This is a genomic window from Brevibacterium sp. SMBL_HHYL_HB1, assembly GCF_018208375.1.
In the GTDB taxonomy this organism is placed as follows: domain Bacteria; phylum Actinomycetota; class Actinomycetes; order Actinomycetales; family Brevibacteriaceae; genus Brevibacterium; species Brevibacterium intestinavium.
The window spans coordinates 3,577,438-3,598,720 of sequence record NZ_CP062936.1; the positions used below are offsets into that span (position 1 = coordinate 3,577,438).

Below are 21,283 nucleotides of genomic sequence, written 5' to 3' on the forward strand. Positions count from 1 at the left end.
ACAACTGTTTTTCCACCGCCGGATGCACACAAATCGCCCTGTGTCTGGTACAAATGGCCGGTTCGGTCAGGACTCTCAGTACCCCGCGCCGACCAGGCGCCATGCCCCGGCTGCCAGCATGAGGACGATCAGCCCCGCGGAGGCTGCCGCGAAGATCGCCGTCGACGCGACGGTCCTGACGGGACCGGTTCCGCGGATGCCGGCACTGCCAGCGCCGTCGTGCCGCCGCGGGACGAGCAGTGCCGCACAGCCGAGCACGAAGCCCGTGATCAGCCCGCCGAGGTGGGACTGCCAGGAGACTCCCTCGACGAGGAATCCGTAGCCGAAGTTGAGCGCCACGAAGGCCACGACCCCGGTGAGGTTGCGGTCGAGGCGCCGTGTGGGCACCAACAGGACCCCGATGATCGCGAACACCGCCCCCGAGGCCCCGATGTGGTTCGTCACCCAGTCGCGGCTGAAGGGCTCGGCGAGAAGCAGCACCATGGCCGAACCGCCCACCGTGCCGATGAGGTAGACGGTGAGGAACCGCCAGTGGCCCAGTGCCCGCTCGACGAAAGTGCCGAAGAAGAACAGCCCGATCATGTTCGCCAGCAGATGGAACGGTGAGGGCTGCGCATGGACGAGCGCCACGGTCAGCACCCGCCACGGCTGTTCGATCGCCAGAGCGGGAACGAAGCTGAGCCGGTGGAGCAGGTTGAGCCCAGGCACCAGCTCGACGAGGAAGGCCACGGCGGTGACGATGAGGATCGTGCGGGTGACCAGCGGCGGGGACACAGAAAGGGCCCGGCCGGTTTCCCGTGCCGAGCCCTTGTCCGGTGTGTCCATCACACCATGGTACTCATTCGGCGCCGATGCTCACCTCAGGGCGGTGCTCACTGCTGGGAGATGTCGACCTTTTCGATGACGACGGGCTCGGCCGGCTTGTCCATCGCGCCGGTGGGCACGCCCTCGATGGCGTCGACGACCTTCTGGCTCGCTTCATCGGCGACCTCGCCGAAGATGGTGTGCTTGCCGTTGAGCCACGGGGTCTCGGCGGTGGTGATGAAGAACTGCGAACCGTTGGTTCCGCGTCCCATCTGCTTGCCGGCGTTGGCCATGGCCAGCAGGTACTTGCGGTCGAACTGGAGCTCCGGGTGGATCTCATCGTCGAAGGTGTATCCGGGGCCGCCGGTGCCGGTGCCCAGCGGGCAGCCGCCCTGGATCATGAAGTTCGAGATGATGCGGTGGAAGCCGAGCCCGTCGTAGAAGGGACGCTTGGTCGGCTCGCCGGTCGACGGGTCCGTGAATTCGCGCTCGCCCTGGGCCAGCTCGACGAAGTTGGCCACGGTCTTCGGGGCGTGGTTGCCGAAGAGGTTGATGGTGATGTCACCGTGGTTGGTGTGCAGGACTGCTGTGTGCGTAGAGACTGTAGTCATAGGCTCATTCTTCCACGCCGAGACGGCGAATGCAGTTTCGCACCGGCCCGGACCCGAGTCTGTCAGGCTATCCGCAGACAATTCGATGACGACCGCCTCCCCTGCGCTTGCCCCGAGGCCGTAGACTGGACACGATCACTTGACCACCGAAATCTAAGGATTGGGAATGTTCATGTCGAAGAACCCAACTCGAGATCAGCTCACTTCGAAGCTCGATTCCGCGAAGCAGACGTCGCTCCGAGTCCTGGCCGATGCCAGCGAGACCGCGGCGCCCAAGCTGCGCGAGGCTGCGGACAGGGCACGCCCACAGGTCGAGGCGCTGGCCGGCAAGGCCGAAGAGTTCGCTGAGAAGGCTCGTCCCCAGGTCGAGGCTCTGGCCGATCGTGCCAACGATCAGGTCCATGAGTGGGCCGACAAGCTCGAGGCCTACCGCCCCGAGGCGACCGAGCGCGCCGGCAAGTTCGCATCGAACGCCGCGACCTCCCTGTCCACGGTCGAGACCCCGAAGCTCATCGACGATCTCGCCGTCCGTCTCACCGGCGACAAGAAGGCCATGAAGAAGGCCCGCAAGGCACTCGCCAGCGCCGGGAAGAAGATCGAGAAGGATACCGCTCGCAAGTCCGGTCGAGGCAAGACCGCGCTCGTGTGGACGCTGGTCATCGGATCGGCCGCCGGAGTCGGCTACTACGTGTGGAAGAAGGCGCAGCCGGTCGAGGATCCCTGGTCGACCCCGCTGCCGAACAACCGTCCGGCCGATGCCCGGCCCGTCGGTTCCACCCCGGCCTCGCGTCAGTCCACCACACCCCAGGTCTCGCAGACCGCGGTGCCCGAGTCCAAGTCCGAGGACGAGACCCCGGCTCCGAAGACAGCCGTCAAGCCCGCCGAGGCTCAGGCCGAACAGGCCGACGACGCCAAGCACTGAGCGAACCCATCATCCTGCGCCGAGGCGACCCACCGAAAGGGTGGGCCGCCTCGGCGCTTCTGTGCCCGGAATCCGATCGCGTGCTTGGAACCTAATCGTCTGCGTCGAGGATCTCGCGGGCGCCGGCTCCCCCGCGGCGGAAGCGACCGGCTCGGCGGGCGGCCAGCAGTCCCGTGATCGCAAAGGAGGCCGTGGCCGCGAACACGAGCAGCAGCGGTGCCGTCCACCCGGAGGTGGCGGTGTTGAGCCAGCCGGCGAACGGCGGGGCCAGGGTGGCGGCCAGATAGCCGCCGCCCTGCACTCTCGCCGAGGCGGAAGCGGTCTGGGCGTCGCTGCCGGCGGTGCGGGCGATGATCGAGAAGATCGCAGTGAAGCCGCCGCCCTGGGCGATGCCGCCGGTGATCGCCCACAGCCCATAGGCTCCCGGGGCCAGAAGCAGCCCCACCGGCAGGGACAGCCAGAGGAGCGCGACGATCGCCACGGGCGTCCAGGCCTTCGATTGCGCGGCCAGCAGCGGCACACCGAAGGCGCCGAGGAGCGCCGAGATCTGGAACAGGGAGGCCGTGGCCCCTGCCGAGGCCGAGGCCAGCCCGATCGTGTCGGCGAGGTAGCTCGGCAGCCACGTGGTCGTCACATAGTAGGCGATCGACTGCCCCGAGAACGTAACGACGAGCAGGGCGATGATGCCCCGGAAGGCCGCCGGCGCCTGGCTCCAGGGCTGCTCGGCCTCGGGCTCAGACGATGCCTCGGGGCCAGATGATGCCTCGGATGCCTCCTCGGCGCCTCGGACTGCCGCACCCTCCCGGCGCACACGGAAGCGGATGAGCACGATCCAGAAGCCGAGGCCGATGAGGGCGAGCACACCCCAGGTCGCCAGCGCCCAGCGCCAGCCGAGGGCCGCGGCCAGGGGTCCGGTGCCGATCAGGGTGGCCATCGACCCGATGTTCATCATCGCCGAGTACAGCCCGGTGACCATCGACACCTGTTCCCAGGGGACCTCACGGCGGATGATCACGGGCACGACGATATTGCCCAGCGTGATCGCCAGACCGATGATGCCCGTGCCCACGAGCACCAGCCAGGGCGGGCCGGCCGATCGCAGCACGGTTCCGGCCAGCACCCCCGACAGGCAGGCCAGCACCGTGGCCTCGGCGCCGAGGCGGGTGATGAAGCGACCGGCCACGGGGGTGGCGAGCGCGAAGAGGAACACCGGCAGTCCGGTGAGCAGGCCGAGTCCGGCGGAGCTGAAGCCCGTTCCCTCCTGGATCCGCGGCAGGATCGCGGTCGGCGCGATGATCGGGGCGCGCAGATTGAGTGCGAGGACGACGATGCCCAGAACGATCCAGGGCAGCATCCTCCGGGTGTGGGAGGAGATGCTCACATCCGTTCGGGGACGCGGATGCCGAGCACCCCGAGGCCGGTCTCGAGGACCTCGAGCACGATCGCCGACAGGCGCAGGCGGGAGTTCCGCAGCTGCGTGTCGGCGATGAGCACCGGGCACTGCTCATAGAACGAGGTGAAGGCCTGCGCGAGATCGAACAGGTAGGTGCACAGACGGTGCGGCTGGGAGCCGGCGGCCACCTCGGCGAGGACATCGGCGAACCCGAGGATCGACAGCGCGAGCTCGCGTTCGGCCGGCTGATCGAGGCTGATCGTCGCGGTTGCCAGCTCTGCGGCGCTGACGCCCTCGGCCTCGGCCTTGCGGCCGATGGAGCGGATGCGGGCGCCGGCGTACTGCAGGTAGGGGGCCGTGTTGCCGAAGGGGGCGAGCATCCGGTCGAGGTCGAAGGTGTAGGAGGTGTCGTGGGCGACGGAGAGATCGGCGTACTTGACCGCACCGATGCCGACGATGCGCGCGACCTCCTCGGCCTCCTCGGCGCTGAAGTCCGCGCTCGATTCCGCCAGCGTCGTCTTCGCCCGGGCCACGGCCTCCTCGAGGAGTTCGGCCAAACGCAGCGGGGCCCCGGAGCGGGTGCGCAGGATCTTGCCGTCGGAGCCGAGCACATTGCCGATCTTCACATGTTCGGCGCTGACGCCCTCGGGCAGCCAGCCGGCTTCGCGGGCGACGGTGAAGACCATCTCGAAGTGCATGGCCTGCGGAGTGCCGACGACGTAGAGGGCTCGGTCGACGCCGAGCCCCAACGCCCGGTTGCGGATGGCGGCGAGGTCGGTCGTGGCATAGCCGTAGCCGCCGTCGGATTTGCGGATGATCAGCGGCAGGGGTTCGCCCTCGCGTCCGGTGAAGCCTTCGGGGAACACGCACAGGGCGCCGTCCGAGATGCGGGCCAGTCCCTTGGCCTCGAGTTCGTCGCAGACCTCGGCGAGGACGTCGTTGTACGTGCTCTCACCTGCCAGGTCGGCATCACGCAGGGTGACGTCGAGGAGGGAGTAGATGCGGTTGAAGTAGGCGCGGGAGTATCCGACGAGCGTCGTCCACAGCTCAAGGGTCTGCTCGTCGCCGCCCTGGAGGCTGACGACGCGGGCGCGGGCGCGGGTGGCGAAGGCCTCGTCCGAGTCGAACTTCGCCCGGGCCGCCTGGTAGAAGGCGTTCGGGTTCTCGGAAACCTCGGCCGCGGCGGCGGAGTCGACGCCGACATCGAGGAGATGTTCGATGAGCATGCCGAAGGGGGTGCCCCAGTCACCGATGTGGTTCTGGCGGATGACCGTGTTGCCGAGGAATTCGTGGGTGCGGGCCAGGGCGTCGCCGACGACGGTGGTGCGCAGGTGGCCGACGTGCATCTCCTTGGCCACGTTCGGCGCCGAGTAGTCGATGGCCACCGTCTGTGACCCGGCGTCCTCGGGAGGTGCCGTCGCGTCTCCGGCTTCGAGGGTGCGGGCGAGGAATCCGGGCGTGAACTTCAGGTTGATGAACCCGGGTCCGGAGATCTCCGGCGGCTCGCACATATCGGTCAGGTCGAGGTTGTCGACGATCTTCGCGGCGATATCGCGCGGCTTCGACTTCAGCTCCTTGGCCAGCGGCAGGGCCACATTGGCCTGGAAGTCCGCGAACTGGCTGCTCCTGATCACCGGGTCGCGCCGGGCGAAGTCCTCACCGAAGGCATGAGTGAGGGCGGCGGCGAAACGAGCGCTGAGCAGTGAAGTCAAAGATGGCATGGGCCCATTCTATTGCCGCGTGCAAGTTGCCTGGGCATCGGTTCCGGGCTCCTGTGCCGCCGCATGATTGCTTGTAATGTGTCTCACGTGACTTATCTGCGCTATCCCCACGTCCATGCTGATCTCATCACCTTCACCGCAGACGACGATGTCTGGCTGGTCCCTTCCTCGGGAGGCCGTGCCTGGCGACTGACCTCGGACCATGTGCCGGTCCGCTCCCCGCGGTTCTCGCCGGACGGGACGCAGGTGGCGTTCGTGTCCTTCCGCACGGGGCAGCCCGAGCTGATGGTCGCCGAGGTGGCCACCGGTGCCCTGCGCCGGCTGACCTGGTTGGGTTCGACGACCATGACGATGCTCGGCTGGCAGGACTCGTCCCATGTCCTCGTGGCCTCGAACGCCGGTGAGTTCGAGATCCGCAACCAGGTCGTCAAGGCTGTGGGCCTCGACGGAGACGTCGAGCGGCTCCGGTTCGGACGCGCCTCGGGCCTGGCCAGGCACCATTCGGGGGTGACCGCGCTGACGACGCCGTTCTCCCGCCCGCCGGCGCACTGGAAGCGCTACCGCGGAGGCACCGCGCCGAGGCTGTGGCTCGACCGCGCCGGTGCCGACGATGGAACCGGGGCGCAGTGGCAGCGGGTGCTGCGCGAGGAGACGGCGCCGCTGACCGATCCGCTGTGGGTCGGCGATTCGCTCGTCTTCACCTCGGACCGGGCCGCGAGCTTCCCGCATCATGCCGAGCAGCAGGCGAACCTGTGGATCATCGACGGTCTGGCGACCTCCGAGGGCTTCGAACCCCGACGACTGACCGATCAGGGCGAGGCCGAGGGCTATGTCCGCGACGCCACCACCGACGGCACCCGCATCGTGTGGCATTCCCACGGTGAGATCAAGGTCCTCGACAGCCTCGACGCGCAGGTGCGCACCCTCGAGGTGACTCTGCCGGGCACGCAGGTGCAGCCGCTGAGTCTCGATCCGACGACCGGGATCAACCGCATCAGCCCTGATCGCGACGGCAACGCCTCGGTGGTCGAGTGGCGCGGGAAGACCTTCTGGCTGGCCCACCGCGAGGGCCCGGCCCGGGCCCTGTGCGCCGACTCGTCGATCCGCACCCGTGAACCGGTCGTCCTCGGAGCCACCGGGCAGGCCGCCTTCATCACCGATGTCGAGGGCGAGGACGCGATCGAGGTCGCGTCCCTGGCCGGGGACAGGCCGCCTCGGCGGATCGGGGCCGGGGCACTCGGCCGGGTCCTCGACCTGCGGGCGGACCCGGCGGGGAAGATGCTGGCCACGATCTCCCACGACGGGTCGATCAGGCTCGTCGAGGTCGGCAACGGCCGCACCCGGCTGGTCGGCCATTCGGGCTTCGGCGAGGCGCGTCACCCGCGGTTCTCCCCCGATGGGCGGTACCTCGTGTGGTCGCAGCCGACGCAGGGTGAGGAGCTGCTGGCTCAGCTGATGGTCGTCGATGTGAAGTCCGACAGGCAGGCCCAGCCGGTCACGACCGGCAAGTACAACGACTTCTGCCCGACGTTCACCCGCGACGGGAAGTACATCGCCTTCCTCTCCGACCGCACCTTCGACCCGGCCTACAACCAGCATGCGTTCGATCTGTCCTTCAACGGCGTCACCCGGCCCTGGCTGCTGCCGCTGACCGCCGACGAGCCCGCTCCCTTCGGCCCGAGCGCCACCGGCTGGGCGATCAGCGAGGCCGCCGAGGATCCGAAGTCCGAGCGGACGCGGGGTGAGAAGCCCGCGACCACCGCCGAGATCGAGTTCGACGGGGCCGAGGAGCGGATCGTGCCCTTCCCGGTCTCCTCGGGTGTCTTCCGCGATCTCGAGGCCGTCGAGGCCGGGCTGCTCTGGATGCGCGCGGGAGATGCCGAGGGCGGAGAGCTCGGTTCCAAGCATGCCGGCGATACCGGGGACAAACCCGCCGAGGTGATCCAGTTCTTCGACTTCGCCAAGCGCAAGCTCACCACAGTCGTCGAATCCGCCGATGACTACGAGGTCTCCGGCAACGGCAAGCACATCGTCGTGCGCAACGAGGGTGAGATCACCGTGGTCCCGGCCAACCGGAAGGTCGAGGCCGATGACGACGACAGCGTCTCCGTCGATGTGACCCGTCTGCGCTTCGAACTCGACCGGCGGGCGGAATGGCTGCAGATGTTCGAGGAGAACGCCCGGATCATGCGCGACCACTACTGGCGTGAGGACATGAACGGGGTGAACTGGGAGTCCGTGACCCTGCGCTGGCGGTCCGTGGCCGCGAAGGCGCTGACCCACGATGACCTCGTCGACATCCTGTGGGAGACGGTGGGCGAGCTCAACACCTCGCATGCCTATGTCATTCCGTCCACCGGCCCGGGTGATCAGTCGAAGAAGCTCGGCTTCCTCGGCGCGGATCTGGCCAAGACCGCGCAGGGGTGGACGATCACCCGCATCTTGCCCGGTGAGAGCAGCGACCCGGATGCCAGGTCGCCGCTGCGGCAGGCCGGGGTCGGTGCGCAGGCCGGCGATGTCATCGTCGCCGTGAATGGCCAGCCCGTCGATGCGGCGGTCGGACCGGCCGCCCAGCTGCAGGGGGCGGCGGACACGATCGTCGAGCTCACCCTGCGCCGCGGCCGCCGCAAGGACCGCACGGTCGCCGTCATCCCCCTGGCCAGCGAGGAGACGCTGCGCTACCAGGACTGGGTGCGATCACGGCGGGAGTACGTGGCCGAGAAGTCGGAGGGACGCATCGGCTACGTCCACATTCCCGATATGGCCTCCTCGGGCTGGGCACAGCTGCACCGCGACCTGCGTCAGGCGATGGGCTGCGAAGGCGTCATCGCCGATGTCCGGTTCAATCGGGGTGGGCACACGAGTGCGCTCGTGGCCGAGCGCTTCGCCGATCGGGTCGTCGGCTGGAACTCCGCCCGCAGCTACGACCGGATGATCCCCGATCCGGAGGACGCACCGCGCGGGCCAGTGGCCTTCGTGGCCAATGAGTTCTCCGGCTCCGACGGCGACATCATCAACGCCCGCGTCCAGGCCAAGGGGATCGGCCCGGTCATCGGCGTGCGCACCTGGGGCGGTGTCGTCGGCATCGACGGCCGCTACGAACTCATCGACGGCACCGAGGTCACCCAGCCCCGCTATGCATTCTGGCTCGAGGGCAAGGACTGGGGCGTGGAGAACTTCGGTGTCGAGCCCGATATCGAGGTCGAGCACGCTCCCGGGCAGCTCTTCGCCGAGGACGATCCGCAGCTCGATCGCGCCATCGCCGAGGTGTTCGCCCGTCTGGAGGCCAGTCCCGCCGCCCAGCCGCCGCAGTTCCCGCCTCCGCGAGTGCAATCGCTGAAGAGTCAGGAACCGCCGACGGAGGGATGAAACACCTGCACAGGGCTGAGGTTCACCTCGGCACGAGTGCCCACATCGCGAAGGCGAGCAGCACGAAGCCCGAGATCACTCCGCTGATCACCGGGATGAACGCCGGTGCCGCGGCGAAGAAGGCGATGAAACCGCCGATCCCGCAGAGTGTGACGACGGTGGCGAGCACGTGGAAGCGGTCGAGCCCGAATACCCTGCCGAGGGCGTAGAAGTGCGTGCCGACGACCACGGCCACCCAGGCCACCCCGAGCTCGGAGTGGCCGAGGGCCGAGAGCAGGCGTGCACCCGCGAAGAGGGCGATCGCCTCGATGGCGACGATGATCCAGTAGGCGCGACCGAACGGGGGCTGCCTTCGGTCGCGCTCGGCTGTTCTGACCGGCTGAGGTTCCTCGGCAGCGGCGACTCTGCGCTGCTGCATGAGGCCCCGCACGGCGAAGACCGCGATTCCTGCGAACGTGACGATGCCGAGGACGAGGACGACCGTGCGGCCCAGTGAGGAGAACTGCGTGCTGTTGATGATGAGGAACAGCAGCCCGAAGCCGGCGCCGATGAGCGCCCCGATCTCAGCCCCTTCGGCCGGCTGCTGTCGTGTCGGTCGCGGCGCGGATGGTTCCGGTTCTTCTGTGGTCATCGTTGTCCGTTCCTGATCATCGTCCGTTCCGGGCAGGGTTCGATGTGGCGCTGGTCGACGACTTCATTGTTGCACCGTCGTGCTGACGAAACCCAGCTCGGCGCCCGACCCGGACCGCCGGATCAGAACGGTGGTGGTTTGCCGGAGTCCCAGTCGATCGTGCCGACGTGCCTGCCCGACCAGGGGTCGATCGATTGCCCCGGCAGACCCGATCGGTTGGGCCCGCCCGCCTGCGCTGATCGACGACCCCGACGCCCGGACTGCTCCCCCGGTTTCGTTCGCCCTCCCGGGCGGTTCGGGCGCGGACGATTGCGGCCGGTGGGCGTGTTGTCGGGCCGGCTGGGTGGTTCGGGCGGGTGGTTCTCGGGCTTCCGGACAGCATCCGGCGGAGGACCGAGGTCCTCGAAGAGTTCGGCGTGCCGTGCGTTGATCGGATTGTCCGGCGGCAACACCTCGGTGGTCACATCATGGGAGAAGGCATACTCCACCGACCCGCCCGAGGTCTTCCGGACACTGAACTTCCGGTCCGTTTTCGCCTGGTGGTGTGGTCGGCACAGATTGTGCGTGTTCTCGAATGTGGTCTGCCCGCCGGCTGCCGGGCGATCATGGTCGAAGGGGATGATGTGGTCGACTTCGGCTTTTTCCGCACTGCGCGTGCAGCCGGGCATCGTGCATGCCTGCCACTTGGCCGTCAACGGCAGTCGCACATCTGCGGGGATGCGGTAGCTCCGGGCCCGCGCGTCCAGCGGAGTGCCGGTGACGGGGTCCGTCATGATCCGCGCCCAGGTCGAGCACTCTCCGGCGATCGAGCGGGCGACGGTGGCCGGGATCGGTGCACCGTCGGAGAAGATTCCGGGCAGATGCGACTGACCGGCCAGGGTCAGGAAGGGGACCGTGACCAGCATCTTCGCCTGTTCGCGGATCCACTGCCCGTGGGTGGGCATGACGAGTCTGATGACCGTCGAGATCTCCTCGCCGGCTTCTGCCTGCGCGGCGGTCGCCGCATCATTGACGATGTTGACGATTCGGGCCGCGGTCGGGACTCCCTGGTCGGGCAGCTTCACGGGGATCTCCTTGGCCGAAGGGGTCCCGCTCCCCTGCGCGGTGACCTCGACGGTCAGCTGCGGCGTCACCCGTGTCGCGATGTCGAACATCAGCGAGTTGATGCCGCCGCCCAACTCGCTGACGTCGACATCACCGGGGTCTGTGGCGGTCAGAGAAGCGAAGTTCCCGTGACTGATCGCCCGGGCGAAGGCCTCGAGGCGCTGATGGAAGGCTTTGAGCTCTGCGGCCGGGCCGGTGAAAGTCACCGAGGCAGTCCCGTCGTCATAGGTGGTGATCGACACCCGGCGGCGCTTCGACGCCAGAGCGGACCGATCGTCCTCGTCCTGCAGGGATGCGGCCTTCATAGCCAAGGACTTCTTGAAGGTGTCGATCGTGACATCGGCTCGGCGCCGTCCCAGGTACTTGTCGAGTTCGGGCAGCTCCTCGAAGGGGAGGTCCTTGGCCACCCTGGCTGCGGCGTGCACGTGTTCGATGGTGAATTCCTGGGCCTCGCAGCGCGCGAAGAACTGCGGCAGACCGTGCACGAGCGTGACGGCGATGATGATTCGGCTGAACGTACGGGTCGATGTCGAACCCAGAACTGTCGCCAGTTCGGCCACGTCCTCGGTCCGGGCCAGTTCGTGCACCCACGTGTCGAAGGTGCGCCCGAGGCGGAAGCGAGGAAAATCCGGCAGCGCTGCGAAGACCGCCTGCAGTGCGGCCTCGGTGCCGGGCTCGCCTGCCTCACCGGGCGCGCACGCCTCACCGGGCGCGGCGGACTCCTCGCTGCGGACCGGGGCTCCGCGCTGAGCCGTTCCGGCCTTTGCCGCCACAGCGGCTTCGTCAGCGGCGAGGAAGCGGTCGACGGTAGCGGCGAATGTGGCGTGCTGGTGGGCATCGCGACCGGAGGTCGAGCCGCCGTTGAGCTGCTCCACCACCTCGGCGAGGAAGGCCTTCGCGATGCTCTTGAGTTCGGCCAGCTGGACGGTCGTGCTCAGACTGAGCACCTTCGCCACCGAAGCCATGGGGGAACCGGGATCGATCGAGAGTCGCCTCGGCGAGTCGGGACCGATGCTCGACGGGCGCTGCACATAGCCGAACTGACCGGTGTCGAACGCCGGCTCGGAGGAAGAGGAGGAGGAATCGGACGCATCCGAGGCAGGGTCGAATTCATCGTCGTCGTTCGGACTCTGCTGATCCTTCACCGGTCCCACTGCCCTTCACGTCACTGTGAGTGCTTTCTCTTATTGTATTTCACATCTGCATTCATCGTCAATAGATTTTCGGGACTGAATCGAACAATTTTGACTTTGACAGTACTCCGCTGACCGATTTCCGAGCGACTGGCGTACCGAAAACACCCTCCCGATCCGTTCTTCCGCCCTGGCTCGACCGGCCCCTTGACCAGGCACAGACACAGACAAGCCAGGCACAGACACCGCAGGACGGACGGGGTCACAGACCTGCAGACAGAGTCATACACTGAAGGAGAAGCGAGCGAAGGGAGCAGTTCGAGGATGTCCGAGAAGAAGTCCACCGCACGGCATGTCACTGTCCGCCGCATCTACGACGAGGCGCAGAAGTCCGACGGGACCCGGATCCTCGTCGATAGGGTCTGGCCGCGTGGAGTGAGCAAGGACAAGGCCGAACTCGACGACTGGTTCAAGGCCGTCGCACCCTCGAGTGAACTGCGGAAATGGTATTCGCACGATCCCGAGAAGTTCGACGAGTTCTCGCGCCGCTATCGCAAGGAGCTCGAGGACGATGACGCCGCCGAGGCACTCGACGAGCTCCGCGACTATGCGAAGAAGGGCACGCTGACCCTGCTCACCGCCTCGAAGCGCGACGACATCAGCCAGGCCACGGTGCTGGCCGAGATCCTCAACGGCAGTGACACCAAGAGTGGCACCAAGACCAGCACAGACACCGAGAAGACAGGCAAGAGCAAGGACTCCGAGAGCGAGGACGACAGATGAGCGAGATCACCCCCGACACCCGCGATTGGGCCGATGTTCTCGAGGGCGGCTGCCCGGACTGCGGTTTCACCGGCACCGAGGACGTCACCGCTGTGCCCGCCACCATCACCGAGGCGGCCGAAACCTGGCAGAAGGTCCTGACCAGGGACGACGCCAGCACCCGACGGACGCCGGGCCGCTGGTCGGACCTCGAGTACGCCGCCCACATGCGCGATGTCCTCGATCTCTTCCACCGTCGCACCGAACTCATGCTCACCGAGACCGATCCGACGCTGGACAACTTCGATGGGGACGCCGTCGCCATCGCCTCCGACTACGAACATCGGAACCCCGCCGAGGTGGCCCGCGCCCTCCGTGCCGCCGCCGAGGCCTACGCCGGCCGCCTGTCCCAGGTCACCGGCGACGAGTGGAACCGTCGCGGCTACCGCTCCGACGGTCGGGAATTCACCGTCGCCTCTCTGACGCGGTACGGACTGCACGAAGTCCGGCACCACCTCGGCGACGTCGGGGCCTGAGCGATGTCACTCGAGTGGGAGCAGATCATCATCGATTCGCCCGATCCGCTCAGGCTCGGCCGCTGGTGGGCGCGGGCGCTGGACTGGGTGATCGTCGATGAGAACGACACGGAGATCGAGATCCGAGCCTCGGCCGACCGTCTGCCCGGCATCCTCATCGGCGTCGATCGGGAAGAGAAGGTCGTGAAGAATCGTCTCCACCTCGACTTCCGACCCGACGATCAGGCCGCCGAGGTGGCCCGCTTCCTCGAACTCGGGGCACGACACGTCGATGTGGGACAGACCGGGGACGGACCCTGGGTCGTCCTCGCCGATCCCGAGGGCAACGAATTCTGCATCCTCTCCTCGGCCGCCGACTGAGCCTGCGGACCGGCCGCCGACTGAGCCTGCGGACCGCCGGTGTCCGAACCATCGGACCGGCTGCGCGCGTCCCAGGGGTGGACACGAGTGTTGCGGAATGGCCGGAGACGATAGTTTGTTACAGGGCACAGATCGTCAATCCGTGAAAGGACGTTCCATGAGCAAGTTCGCTGTCACCAATGCCAACACCGGTGAGGTCGAGGAGGAGTTCGCCTCCGTTCCCGTCGAGGAGATTCCCGCGTACATCGACCGCGCCCATGAGGCGTTCCTGTCGTGGAAGGAGACGCCGCTGCACGAACGCGCGGCGATCCTGCGCAAGTTCGCCGACCTCGTCGACGCGAATGCCGATGAGATGACCGACATCATCGGTCGCGAGATGGGCAAGGTGAAGAAGCAGGGGTACGCCGAGGTGGACAAGGTCGCCCGCACGGCGCGCTGGATGGCGGACAATGCCGCAGCGAACCTGGCACCGACGCAGCTCGAAGCCGCCGGAGCCGCCAGCAGCTATGTCGAGCATCAGCCCCTGGGCGTGCTGCTGGGCATCATGCCGTGGAACTTCCCCTACAACCAGATCGCACGCTTCGCGCTGCCCAACCTCATGGTCGGCAACCCGATCATCATGAAGCAGGCCTCGATCTGCCCGAAGTCCTCCCAGTACTTCGAGGACCTCCTCACCGAGGCGGGTCTGCCGAAGGGCGTCTACCAGAACATCTACCTCGACAGCTCGAACGCCGAGGAAGTGCTCAAGGACTTCCGCGTCAAGGGCTTCTCGCTCACCGGCTCCGAGGGTGCCGGTGCCTCGGTGGCCGCGATCGCCGCGAAGTACTACAAGCGCGCCGTTCTCGAACTCGGCGGCAACGATCCGGCGGTCGTCCTCGACTCGAAGGACGTGCCGGCCCTGGCGAAGAAGCTCGTCGGTCTGCGTCTGGCCAATGCCGGGCAGGTCTGCACCTCGCCGAAGCGCTTCATCGTCGTCGACGACCTCTACGATGAGTTCCTCTCCGAGACGATCAAGGCCGTCGAGGCCACGAAGGTCTCGACCTTCGACGACCCCGAGGTCGGCATGGGACCGCTGTCGTCCGAAAGCGCTCGCGACGAGATCGTCGAGCGCATCCAGAAGGCCGTTTCCGACGGTGCGACCCTGCACACCGGCGGCGAGAAGCTCGACCGTCCCGGCTGGTTCATGTCGCCGGCCGTGCTGTCCGATATCGATCCGAAATCGGATCTCGGCTGCAATGAGCTCTTCGGTCCCGCCGTCATGGTCTACCGGGCCAAGGACGAAGAGGACGCTCTGCGCCTGGCCAACGACACCGAATACGGTCTGATGAGTTCGGTGTGGACCGATGACCTCGAGAAGGGGCAGGCGTTCGCGTCGAAGATCAATGCCGGCATGACGCTGATCAACGGGCACATGGAGTCCGGCCCCGAATACCCCTTCGGGGGCATCAACCGTTCCGGTTACGGCCGCGAGAACGCCAAGTGGGCCTTCCAGGCCTTCACCAACGAGCACCTCATCCGCGTGCACGCCTGAGGCAGGCGGCAGAGGCGCCCAGCCGAGGCGTGCTCAGTGCCTGAACAGTCGGCCGGTGACGATCGTCGCCGGCCGACTGCCGTTCATCGGTCATAGGTGATCAGCAGCTTGCCGCGTCCGAGGTCCTGGTCCCTCTGCAGCACCGTCGGCAGTGCGCCGAGGCCGACCTCCTGAGCGATCCGGGTATGCAGGAGCCCGTTTCGCAGATGCCCGAGAACGGGTTCGAACAGGGCCGGCAGCTGCGCACGCGGACAGGCATGGACGATGTCGCGGAGCCGGAACATCTCGACGCGCCGACCTTCACTCCGGTCGAAGCACTCGGCCGGGATCGGGCGACCTGAGAGAAGCCCGAAGTGCACGAGCACACCGCCGGGTCGGAGCAGCCGCATCAGAGATCGCGCCTGATCCCCGCCCACACTGTCGAAGATGACGTCAAAATCGCCTGTGGACGATCTCTGGCGCAGGCGCTGCGGCCAGGTCGGCTGGGATGTGCTGAGAACGTCGACCCACTTCTCGGGCCTCGTTGCTCTTCTGCCGGATACTCCACGCGTCAGGCCCACGGGTCGAATGCCCTGCTCAACGAGAAGCTCGGCAAGGTGTCCGGCGATCGTCGACGTCGCCGCTGTCACAGCGACGTGGCGTGTGTGCAGCGCTGAACCATCAGGAGCGCGGTGAGTGGATTGATGTAGGCGAAGCAGGCGAGGGTGTCAGGGATGTCGTCCGGCACCGGCACGCACCAGGAATGGGCGGTGCGCTTGATCTCCTGCTAGTTGCCCGCGGACCCGATCGGCAGTACGCGCTCGCCGATCGCGTTCGCGGGCACGCCGACGCCTTCGAAGCCCGGGACGAATGGGAATTCGGTGCGCGAGGCGTAGGCGCCGGAGACCGTGACGGCGTCAGAGGGATTGACTGTGCTGGCAGTCATTCGCACATCGATCTGACCTTCGCCCAAGGGCTGGGACCGAGTGATCTCTCGCTGAGTCAGCACTTCGCTGAGCTTCCCGGGTCGCGGTGCGACGATCGTCTTCACTGACATCCTCCCGCCGATCGCATGAGCTCATTCCTCTTCCGCACCGTCACGGTCAAGGCCCGCACCGTCAAGGTGCGATGAGAGGTATCGTCCGGTCAGACTTCCGCTCTGCCGGGCAACCGTGTGCGGGCTGCCGGTGGCGATGATGCGACCGCCGTCTGCCCCACCGCCGGGTCCCATGTCGATGACGTGATCGGCGTTGGCGATCAGATCGAGGTCGTGCTCGATCACCAGTACGGTCCCGCCCTGGTCGAGGAGTCGTTGGAAGACCCGGATGAGCACTCGGACGTCATCGGGGTGCAGTCCCACGGTCGGCTCGTCGAAGACGAACAGGGTGCGCTTCTGCGTCCTGTCGAGCTCATGGGCGAGTTTGAGACGCTGCGCCTCGCCGCCGGACAGCGCCGGTGTGGCCTCGCCGAGGGTGAGGTACCCCAGTCCTACGTTCTCGAGCGCCTCCAGGTGCGAGCGGACCTTGCGCATATCGGCCACGTGGGGAAGGGCTTCGGCGACGGTGAGGGCGAGCAGATCGGGAAGGCCGAGAGCGCCTTCGCCGGTCGCCGAGGGACGGAGATGCTCGTCCGCGTCGGAGGCGTAGCGGCGCCCGCCGCACTCTGTGCAGGGGATCTCGACATCGGGCAGGAACTGCACGTCGAGTCTGATCTCACCGGTTCCCTCGCAGCGGGGGCAGCGCAGAGTGCCGGTGTTGTAGGAGAAGTCGCCGGTGGTCAGCCCGGCCGCCCTCGCGGAGTCGAGTCTCGCGTAGGACCGGCGCAGATCGTCGAGCACTCCGCTGTAGGTCGCGACGGTCGAGCGGACGTTGGTGCCGATCGGTGTCGCGTCCACGACATTGACCTTCTCGATGCCGCCGGAGTCGATGCCGAGCACGTGCTGCGGCAGCGGCCGGTCCCCGGCCCGCAGCGCGGGCACGAGGCTGTCGAGCACCAGCGTGCTCTTGCCCGACCCCGAGACGCCGGTGACCACCGTGAGCCTGCCGCGCGGGATCGCGACCTCGGCCGGGTGCACGGTGTGGAGCTTCGCCGTGCGCAGACCGATCGTGCCGTGTGAGAACATCTCCGCCTCGGAGGCGGCCGAACGCACTCTCACCTGTTCGCGACCGGTGAGATACCCGCCGATCCGGGACTGCGGATGCGCGTCGACCTCGGCGACGGTGCCGGTGGCCACGACCCTGCCGCCCTCGCGCCCGGAACCGGGTCCGATCTCGATGAGGTGCTCGGCCTGCCGGAGCACGAGGGGGTCGTGGTCGACCATCACCACGGAGTTGCCTTCGTCGAGGAGGTCGGCGATGACGCCCTTGAGGCCGCGGATATTCGACGGGTGCAGTCCGATCGAGGGTTCGTCGAGGACATAGAGGACGCCGGTGGTCTCGTTGCGGACGGCGCGGGCGAGCTGCACACGCTGGCGCTCCCCGGTCGACAGTGTGGAACCGGCCCGGTCGAGTGCGAGGTAGCCGAGTCCCAGATCCAGCAGACGGCGGGCCATCCGAACAAGGGTATCGACGAGGCCGGCGGCCAGGGTGCGCATCTCCTCAGGCAGGGCGGCCGGCACCTCGGCGGCCCACTCCACAAGCTCCTCGAGCGTCTTCGCGGTCGCCTCGGCGAGGCCGATCCCGCCGATCCGCGGGGCCGCCGCGGCGGGCGAGAGCCGGGTGCCGTGACAGGCGGGGCAGACGCGTTCGCTGAGGAACCGGCTCACACGGGCCAGTCGCTTCTCGTCCTCGGCGCGCTTGAGCTCCTCGGTGACGGTCAGGCGGGCATTGCGAAAAGTGAAGTCGAGCTCGTGAACGCCCTTCTTCGAGGTGACCGCGATGTGCTTCTTCTCCTCGGGTCCGTTGAGCACGATCTCCTTCTCCCACCCGTGGAGATCCCGCCAGGGCACATCGGTGCGGACACCGAATTCGCGGGCGATCTGGGGTTGGACGTTGAAGCCGAACGTCTGCCATGGAAGGACCGTGCCGTCGTCGATGCTCTGGGCCTCGTCGCGGATGAGAACGGTGTCGTCGACCTCACGGACCGTGCCGGTTCCCTCGCAGTCCGGACAGGCACCGAGGGAGTTGAAGGCGAGCGCCTCCGCACCCGGTGGGTCGAAGCTCACCCCGCAGACCGGACAGACGATCGGCTCGCCGGCGGCGACTGCCAGCGTCGGCTCCTGCCGGTGCCCGTTCGAGCATAGGTGCGAAGCCAGCCGCGAGAACATCAGCCGGACGAGGTTGAGCAGTTCGGTCGACGTGCCGAAGGTGGACCGCACGCCGGGCACTCCCGGACGCTGTCGCAGTGCGAGCGCGGCGGGCACATGGCTGACTCGGTCGACATCGGCGCGTGCCGCCTGCCCCATGCGACGACGCGTGTAGGTCGACAGGGCTTCGATGTAGCGACGCGAGCCCTCGGCGTAGAGCACACCCATGGCCAGTGACGACTTACCCGAGCCCGAGACTCCGGCGATGGCGACGAGAGTGTCGAGGGGAACGTCGACATCGATGTCGGCCAGATTGTGGACGCGGGCTCCGCGCACCTCGATCGCCCGCGGGTGGGTTCCGCGCGTCGATTCGGCCGATTCGAGGGGCTGATCCCGTCTGACTTCGTGCACGGCGCTCACTCCGGTGCGTCGCCGGGTTCGGACCCGAGCAGACTGTGTGCCTGCTCGGTCGTCAGCGGGGGAATCGGCAGGGCGGAGGTGTCGGCGCGATGAGGACGCAGACCATCGAGGGCGACCCAGAGGCAGCGGCGGTAGAGTTCCGCGATGTCATCGCGGCCGTCGACGCTGCGATCCTGGAACGTCGCGGCGAGACCGGTCAGAGCCACTTGCAGGAAGATCAGGTCGGTGCCGACCACGTCCTCGCGCAGCAGACCCGCTTCCCGGGCACGATCCGCGACCCGATTGACCAAGGGGGCCAGCCGATCGCGGCTCCAATCGTATCTCTGCGGCTGAGTATGGCGGCCGGAGAGGATCTGTGCCATGCCCCGGTCCCTGGCCTGGATCGCCAGCGACCGTTCGAGGTAGGACACGACACCGTCCCACGGGTCCGGCTCAGCCAGTGCGTCATTGAGGATGGCCTCGAGCTCCTCGGCCTGCCGCACATGGATCGCGTCGATGAGCTCGTCCTTGTTGGAGAAGCGCCGGTAGGCGGTGCCGACCCCGACTCCGGCATGGTGGGCGACATCGTTGAGCGAGACCTCCAGCCCGTGCTGGGCGAACAGCTCACGACCGGCGACCAGCAGCCGCTCGCGATTGCGGGCGGCGTCCTTGCGAAGTTTCGGTTCCTCCATAGCGCCATCCTAGCAAGCGGATATCATCCATCCGAATATCTTCCGGTCTCGGGCTCACTCAGCGACGGAGACCACGCGGATGGCGTCGGCGGAGTCGAGTGCCAGCACGAGGTCCGCGCCGTCGATGGACACTGTGATCACCGAGGCGGCCGTGCTCACCGAGACCACGCGCAGTTCGGCCCCGATGACGATTCCGCGCTCGTGCAGATAACGCAGCAGCTCGGGTGACCGGTCGGAGACGCGCACGACCTCGATGACGGCCCCGGGCCGCGCCTCCCGCAGCGGCCGATCGGGATGATCCGCGGTGCGTCCCGCGGCATCGGGAATCGGATCCCCGTGGGGATCGCGGTCGGGGTGGCCGAGGGCGGCGTTCATCCTCTCGAGCACGAGATCCGAGACCGCGTGCTCGAGGCGGTCGGCCTCCGCGTGGACCTGGTCCCAGCTCAGCCCCAGCGCTTCCACGAGGTAGGTCTCGACGATCCGGTGACGTCGCACGATCTCGACGGCGATCGACCGCCCCTGCTCGGTCAGCGTGATCTGCCCATAGGGTTCGTAGTCGATGTACCCGTCGCGGGCGAGCTTCTTGAGGTTCGCCGACACCGTTGACGCGGTCACCGCCAGCCTTTCGGCCAGATCCGTGGTGGTGGGACGGCCGCCGGGCCATTCGTAGGCCTTCCAGATCAGGGTGACGTAGTCCTCGACCATGCGAGTCAGGGCGGGGCGCGGCATGATGGCCATTCTACGCACGCACCCGTGTCGCAGGGTCGCCACCGTCGGTAGGATCTCGGCCCACTGCGGAGCCCCGGACACCTGCGGCCTGGACGCCGCCTACGGCCGGCGACGGAGTCGCCCGGGCGAATGGGGCACGCAGCGTCGGGAGGATGTCGCGCCGGTGGACGATGAGGAAGACCAGTGCGAGGCCGGCTTGGATCGCGCAGAGCACATAGCGGCCCGAGGTGTCCGTGACGATGAACTGCAGGCCGAACAGGCCGGCCAGACCGAGCGCGGCCGCCCAATGGAAGCGCAGACTGAGGATGAGAGCCACGCCGAGGAGACTCTGAGTGGCCGTGAGCGCGAATTCCTCGATCTGCCGTCCGTCCAGGGGCAGACCGGTCCCGCCTCCGCCGAGCAGGTGAGCGATCGGCAGGGAGCCCACCAGCAGGCTCCACTGGTTCACCTTCGCCGCGATGAGGGTGCCGATGGCCGCACTGCCCATCCCGCGCAGGGCGAACATGGCGGCGATGATGAACTCGGGGGCCTCCGAGGCGGCCGGCGCCAGCCATTGGACGAGGAAGTAGCTGTCGATGCCCAGAGCCGAACCGGAGGCCACGAGCGCCTCGGAGAAGGGTTCGGCGCAGGCGAGGATGATTCCCGCCGAGACGGCGAACAGGACCACCACAGTGAACCGTCGGGCGGTTCGCGGCAGATCGGCGATGAGGGCGGCGGCACCGAGGAACTCCGCATCGTCGCCCACCTCGCTGCGTCCGGCCCGCCACAGATAGGCGACGAAGAACGCGACGAGGCCGATGCCCAGCCACAGGGGGATGCTACCGAGGACGGGGATGGCGAAGGCGATGATGCACAGGAGGACGAGGAAGCCGATGTCCAAACGGCTGCCTGGGTCCAGGCGCAGGGCCTCGACGGTTCGTGAGCTCTCCGGCGGAGCCGCGCGCCGGGCGCGCAGTGCGCAGATGATGACCACGAGCGGCCATCCGATACCCAGCAGGAGGCGGTTCGACCCGGTCATATTCGCCGCCGCGAAGTGGGCGTACTGGGCCTCCGAGCCGGAGCGGAAGGCGAAGTAGAAGTCGACGGCGTATTCGGGCAGCACCGCGATCAGCGCCAGGAGGGCGATGGCCAGTGCCCCGGAGATGTCCTTCTGGGCGGCCTCAGCGGCCCAGGCCAGGAGGAATGCGGCGGCCACGACGGCCGCACCGTAGGCGAGCAGCTCGATGACAGGTGCGAGCTCAACGTCGGCGATGCGCAGGGTGATCGCGGGCGCCGCAATGATCAGGCACACCACGACGCGACGGATGAGGGCAACGGGCATTCGGACTCCGGACGGCTTCTCGGCGGGAGGATTCCCCGCCCG

General features: G+C 67.6%; 18 protein-coding genes. 6 read left to right on the plus strand and 12 right to left on the minus strand.

Going from position 1 to position 21,283, the window contains the following annotated elements; all coding sequences use genetic code 11:
- Positions 1 to 75: 75 nt before the first annotated feature.
- Together IG171_RS16405 and IG171_RS16410 are read right to left on the minus strand one after the other, a co-directional pair.
- A complete protein-coding gene (locus tag IG171_RS16405; protein ID WP_212128416.1) occupies positions 76 to 825 on the minus strand; it encodes a rhomboid family intramembrane serine protease in 750 nt (249 codons plus the stop codon).
- Between the two features lie 47 nt (positions 826 to 872).
- Entirely contained in the window at positions 873 to 1,415 is a 543-nt protein-coding gene (locus IG171_RS16410) for a peptidylprolyl isomerase (protein WP_212128417.1), read from the minus strand.
- Between the two features lie 172 nt (positions 1,416 to 1,587).
- On the opposite strand from IG171_RS16410, the gene IG171_RS16415 reads away from it, so the two are divergent.
- Entirely contained in the window at positions 1,588 to 2,337 is a 750-nt protein-coding gene (locus tag IG171_RS16415; protein WP_249203758.1) for a hypothetical protein, read from the plus strand.
- A gap of 91 nt (positions 2,338 to 2,428) precedes the next feature.
- Here IG171_RS16415 and IG171_RS16420 read toward each other — a convergent pair whose 3' ends face one another.
- Entirely contained in the window at positions 2,429 to 3,718 is a 1,290-nt protein-coding gene (locus IG171_RS16420; protein WP_349252125.1) for an MFS transporter, read from the minus strand.
- Complete coding sequence (argS, locus tag IG171_RS16425) at positions 3,715 to 5,451, minus strand: arginine--tRNA ligase (RefSeq protein WP_212128419.1); 1,737 nt, start codon at positions 5,449 to 5,451, stop codon at positions 3,715 to 3,717. The genes IG171_RS16420 and argS overlap by 4 nt, the downstream gene beginning before the upstream one ends.
- An 87-nt stretch (positions 5,452 to 5,538) precedes the next feature.
- On the opposite strand from argS, the gene IG171_RS16430 reads away from it, so the two are divergent.
- Positions 5,539 to 8,820 carry a S41 family peptidase gene (locus IG171_RS16430; RefSeq protein ID WP_249203759.1) on the plus strand — a complete coding sequence of 1,094 codons (3,282 nt, stop codon included), beginning with the start codon at positions 5,539 to 5,541 and terminating at the stop codon, positions 8,818 to 8,820.
- A 22-nt stretch (positions 8,821 to 8,842) separates the two neighbouring features.
- Here the strand turns inward: IG171_RS16430 and IG171_RS16435 are convergent, their stop codons facing one another.
- Both IG171_RS16435 and IG171_RS16440 read right to left on the minus strand, forming a co-directional pair.
- Entirely contained in the window at positions 8,843 to 9,451 is a 609-nt protein-coding gene (locus IG171_RS16435) for a hypothetical protein (protein ID WP_212128421.1), read from the minus strand.
- 122 nt (positions 9,452 to 9,573) lie between these two features.
- The gene (locus IG171_RS16440) at positions 9,574 to 11,700 is read right to left on the minus strand and encodes an HNH endonuclease signature motif containing protein (protein WP_212128422.1); all 2,127 of its coding nucleotides are present in this window, start codon (positions 11,698 to 11,700) and stop codon (positions 9,574 to 9,576) included.
- Between the two features lie 312 nt (positions 11,701 to 12,012).
- Between IG171_RS16440 and IG171_RS16445 the strand changes: the two genes are divergently transcribed.
- The 4 genes from IG171_RS16445 (at position 12,013) to IG171_RS16460 (ending at position 14,877) form a co-directional block, all read left to right on the plus strand.
- Positions 12,013 to 12,471: a DUF488 family protein gene (locus IG171_RS16445; RefSeq protein ID WP_212128423.1), complete on the plus strand. Its 459-nt coding sequence runs from the start codon at positions 12,013 to 12,015 to the stop codon at positions 12,469 to 12,471.
- Positions 12,468 to 12,986 (plus strand): DinB family protein, encoded by a 519-nt coding sequence (locus tag IG171_RS16450; RefSeq protein WP_212128424.1) that lies wholly within the window; start codon positions 12,468 to 12,470, stop codon positions 12,984 to 12,986. Before IG171_RS16445 ends, IG171_RS16450 begins: the two co-directional genes overlap by 4 nt.
- Before the next feature lie 3 nt (positions 12,987 to 12,989).
- Positions 12,990 to 13,346 carry a VOC family protein gene (locus IG171_RS16455; protein WP_212128425.1) on the plus strand — a complete coding sequence of 119 codons (357 nt, stop codon included), beginning with the start codon at positions 12,990 to 12,992 and terminating at the stop codon, positions 13,344 to 13,346.
- A gap of 157 nt (positions 13,347 to 13,503) precedes the next feature.
- Complete coding sequence (locus IG171_RS16460; RefSeq protein WP_212128426.1) at positions 13,504 to 14,877, plus strand: NAD-dependent succinate-semialdehyde dehydrogenase; 1,374 nt, start codon at positions 13,504 to 13,506, stop codon at positions 14,875 to 14,877.
- 83 nt (positions 14,878 to 14,960) lie between these two features.
- On the opposite strand, the gene IG171_RS16465 is transcribed toward IG171_RS16460, so the two are convergent.
- The 6 genes from IG171_RS16465 to IG171_RS16490 all read right to left on the minus strand — a co-directional run bounded on the left by IG171_RS16465 (position 14,961) and on the right by IG171_RS16490 (position 21,241).
- A complete protein-coding gene (locus tag IG171_RS16465; protein WP_212128427.1) occupies positions 14,961 to 15,161 on the minus strand; it encodes a hypothetical protein in 201 nt (66 codons plus the stop codon).
- Positions 15,162 to 15,643: 482 nt separating this feature from the next.
- The gene (locus tag IG171_RS16470) at positions 15,644 to 15,802 is read right to left on the minus strand and encodes a hypothetical protein (RefSeq protein ID WP_212128428.1); all 159 of its coding nucleotides are present in this window, start codon (positions 15,800 to 15,802) and stop codon (positions 15,644 to 15,646) included.
- Positions 15,803 to 15,934: 132 nt separating this feature from the next.
- On the minus strand, positions 15,935 to 18,511 hold the full coding sequence (locus tag IG171_RS16475; RefSeq protein ID WP_249203760.1) for an excinuclease ABC subunit UvrA: 2,577 nt from the start codon (positions 18,509 to 18,511) through the stop codon (positions 15,935 to 15,937).
- Positions 18,512 to 18,516: 5 nt separating this feature from the next.
- Entirely contained in the window at positions 18,517 to 19,191 is a 675-nt protein-coding gene (locus IG171_RS16480) for a TetR/AcrR family transcriptional regulator (protein WP_212128429.1), read from the minus strand.
- A 54-nt stretch (positions 19,192 to 19,245) separates the two neighbouring features.
- Positions 19,246 to 19,920 carry a metal-dependent transcriptional regulator gene (locus tag IG171_RS16485; protein WP_212128430.1) on the minus strand — a complete coding sequence of 225 codons (675 nt, stop codon included), beginning with the start codon at positions 19,918 to 19,920 and terminating at the stop codon, positions 19,246 to 19,248.
- A 10-nt stretch (positions 19,921 to 19,930) separates the two neighbouring features.
- Positions 19,931 to 21,241, minus strand: coding sequence for a sodium:proton exchanger (locus IG171_RS16490; RefSeq protein WP_212128431.1), 1,311 nt, complete (start codon positions 21,239 to 21,241; stop codon positions 19,931 to 19,933).
- Positions 21,242 to 21,283 lie beyond the last annotated feature (42 nt).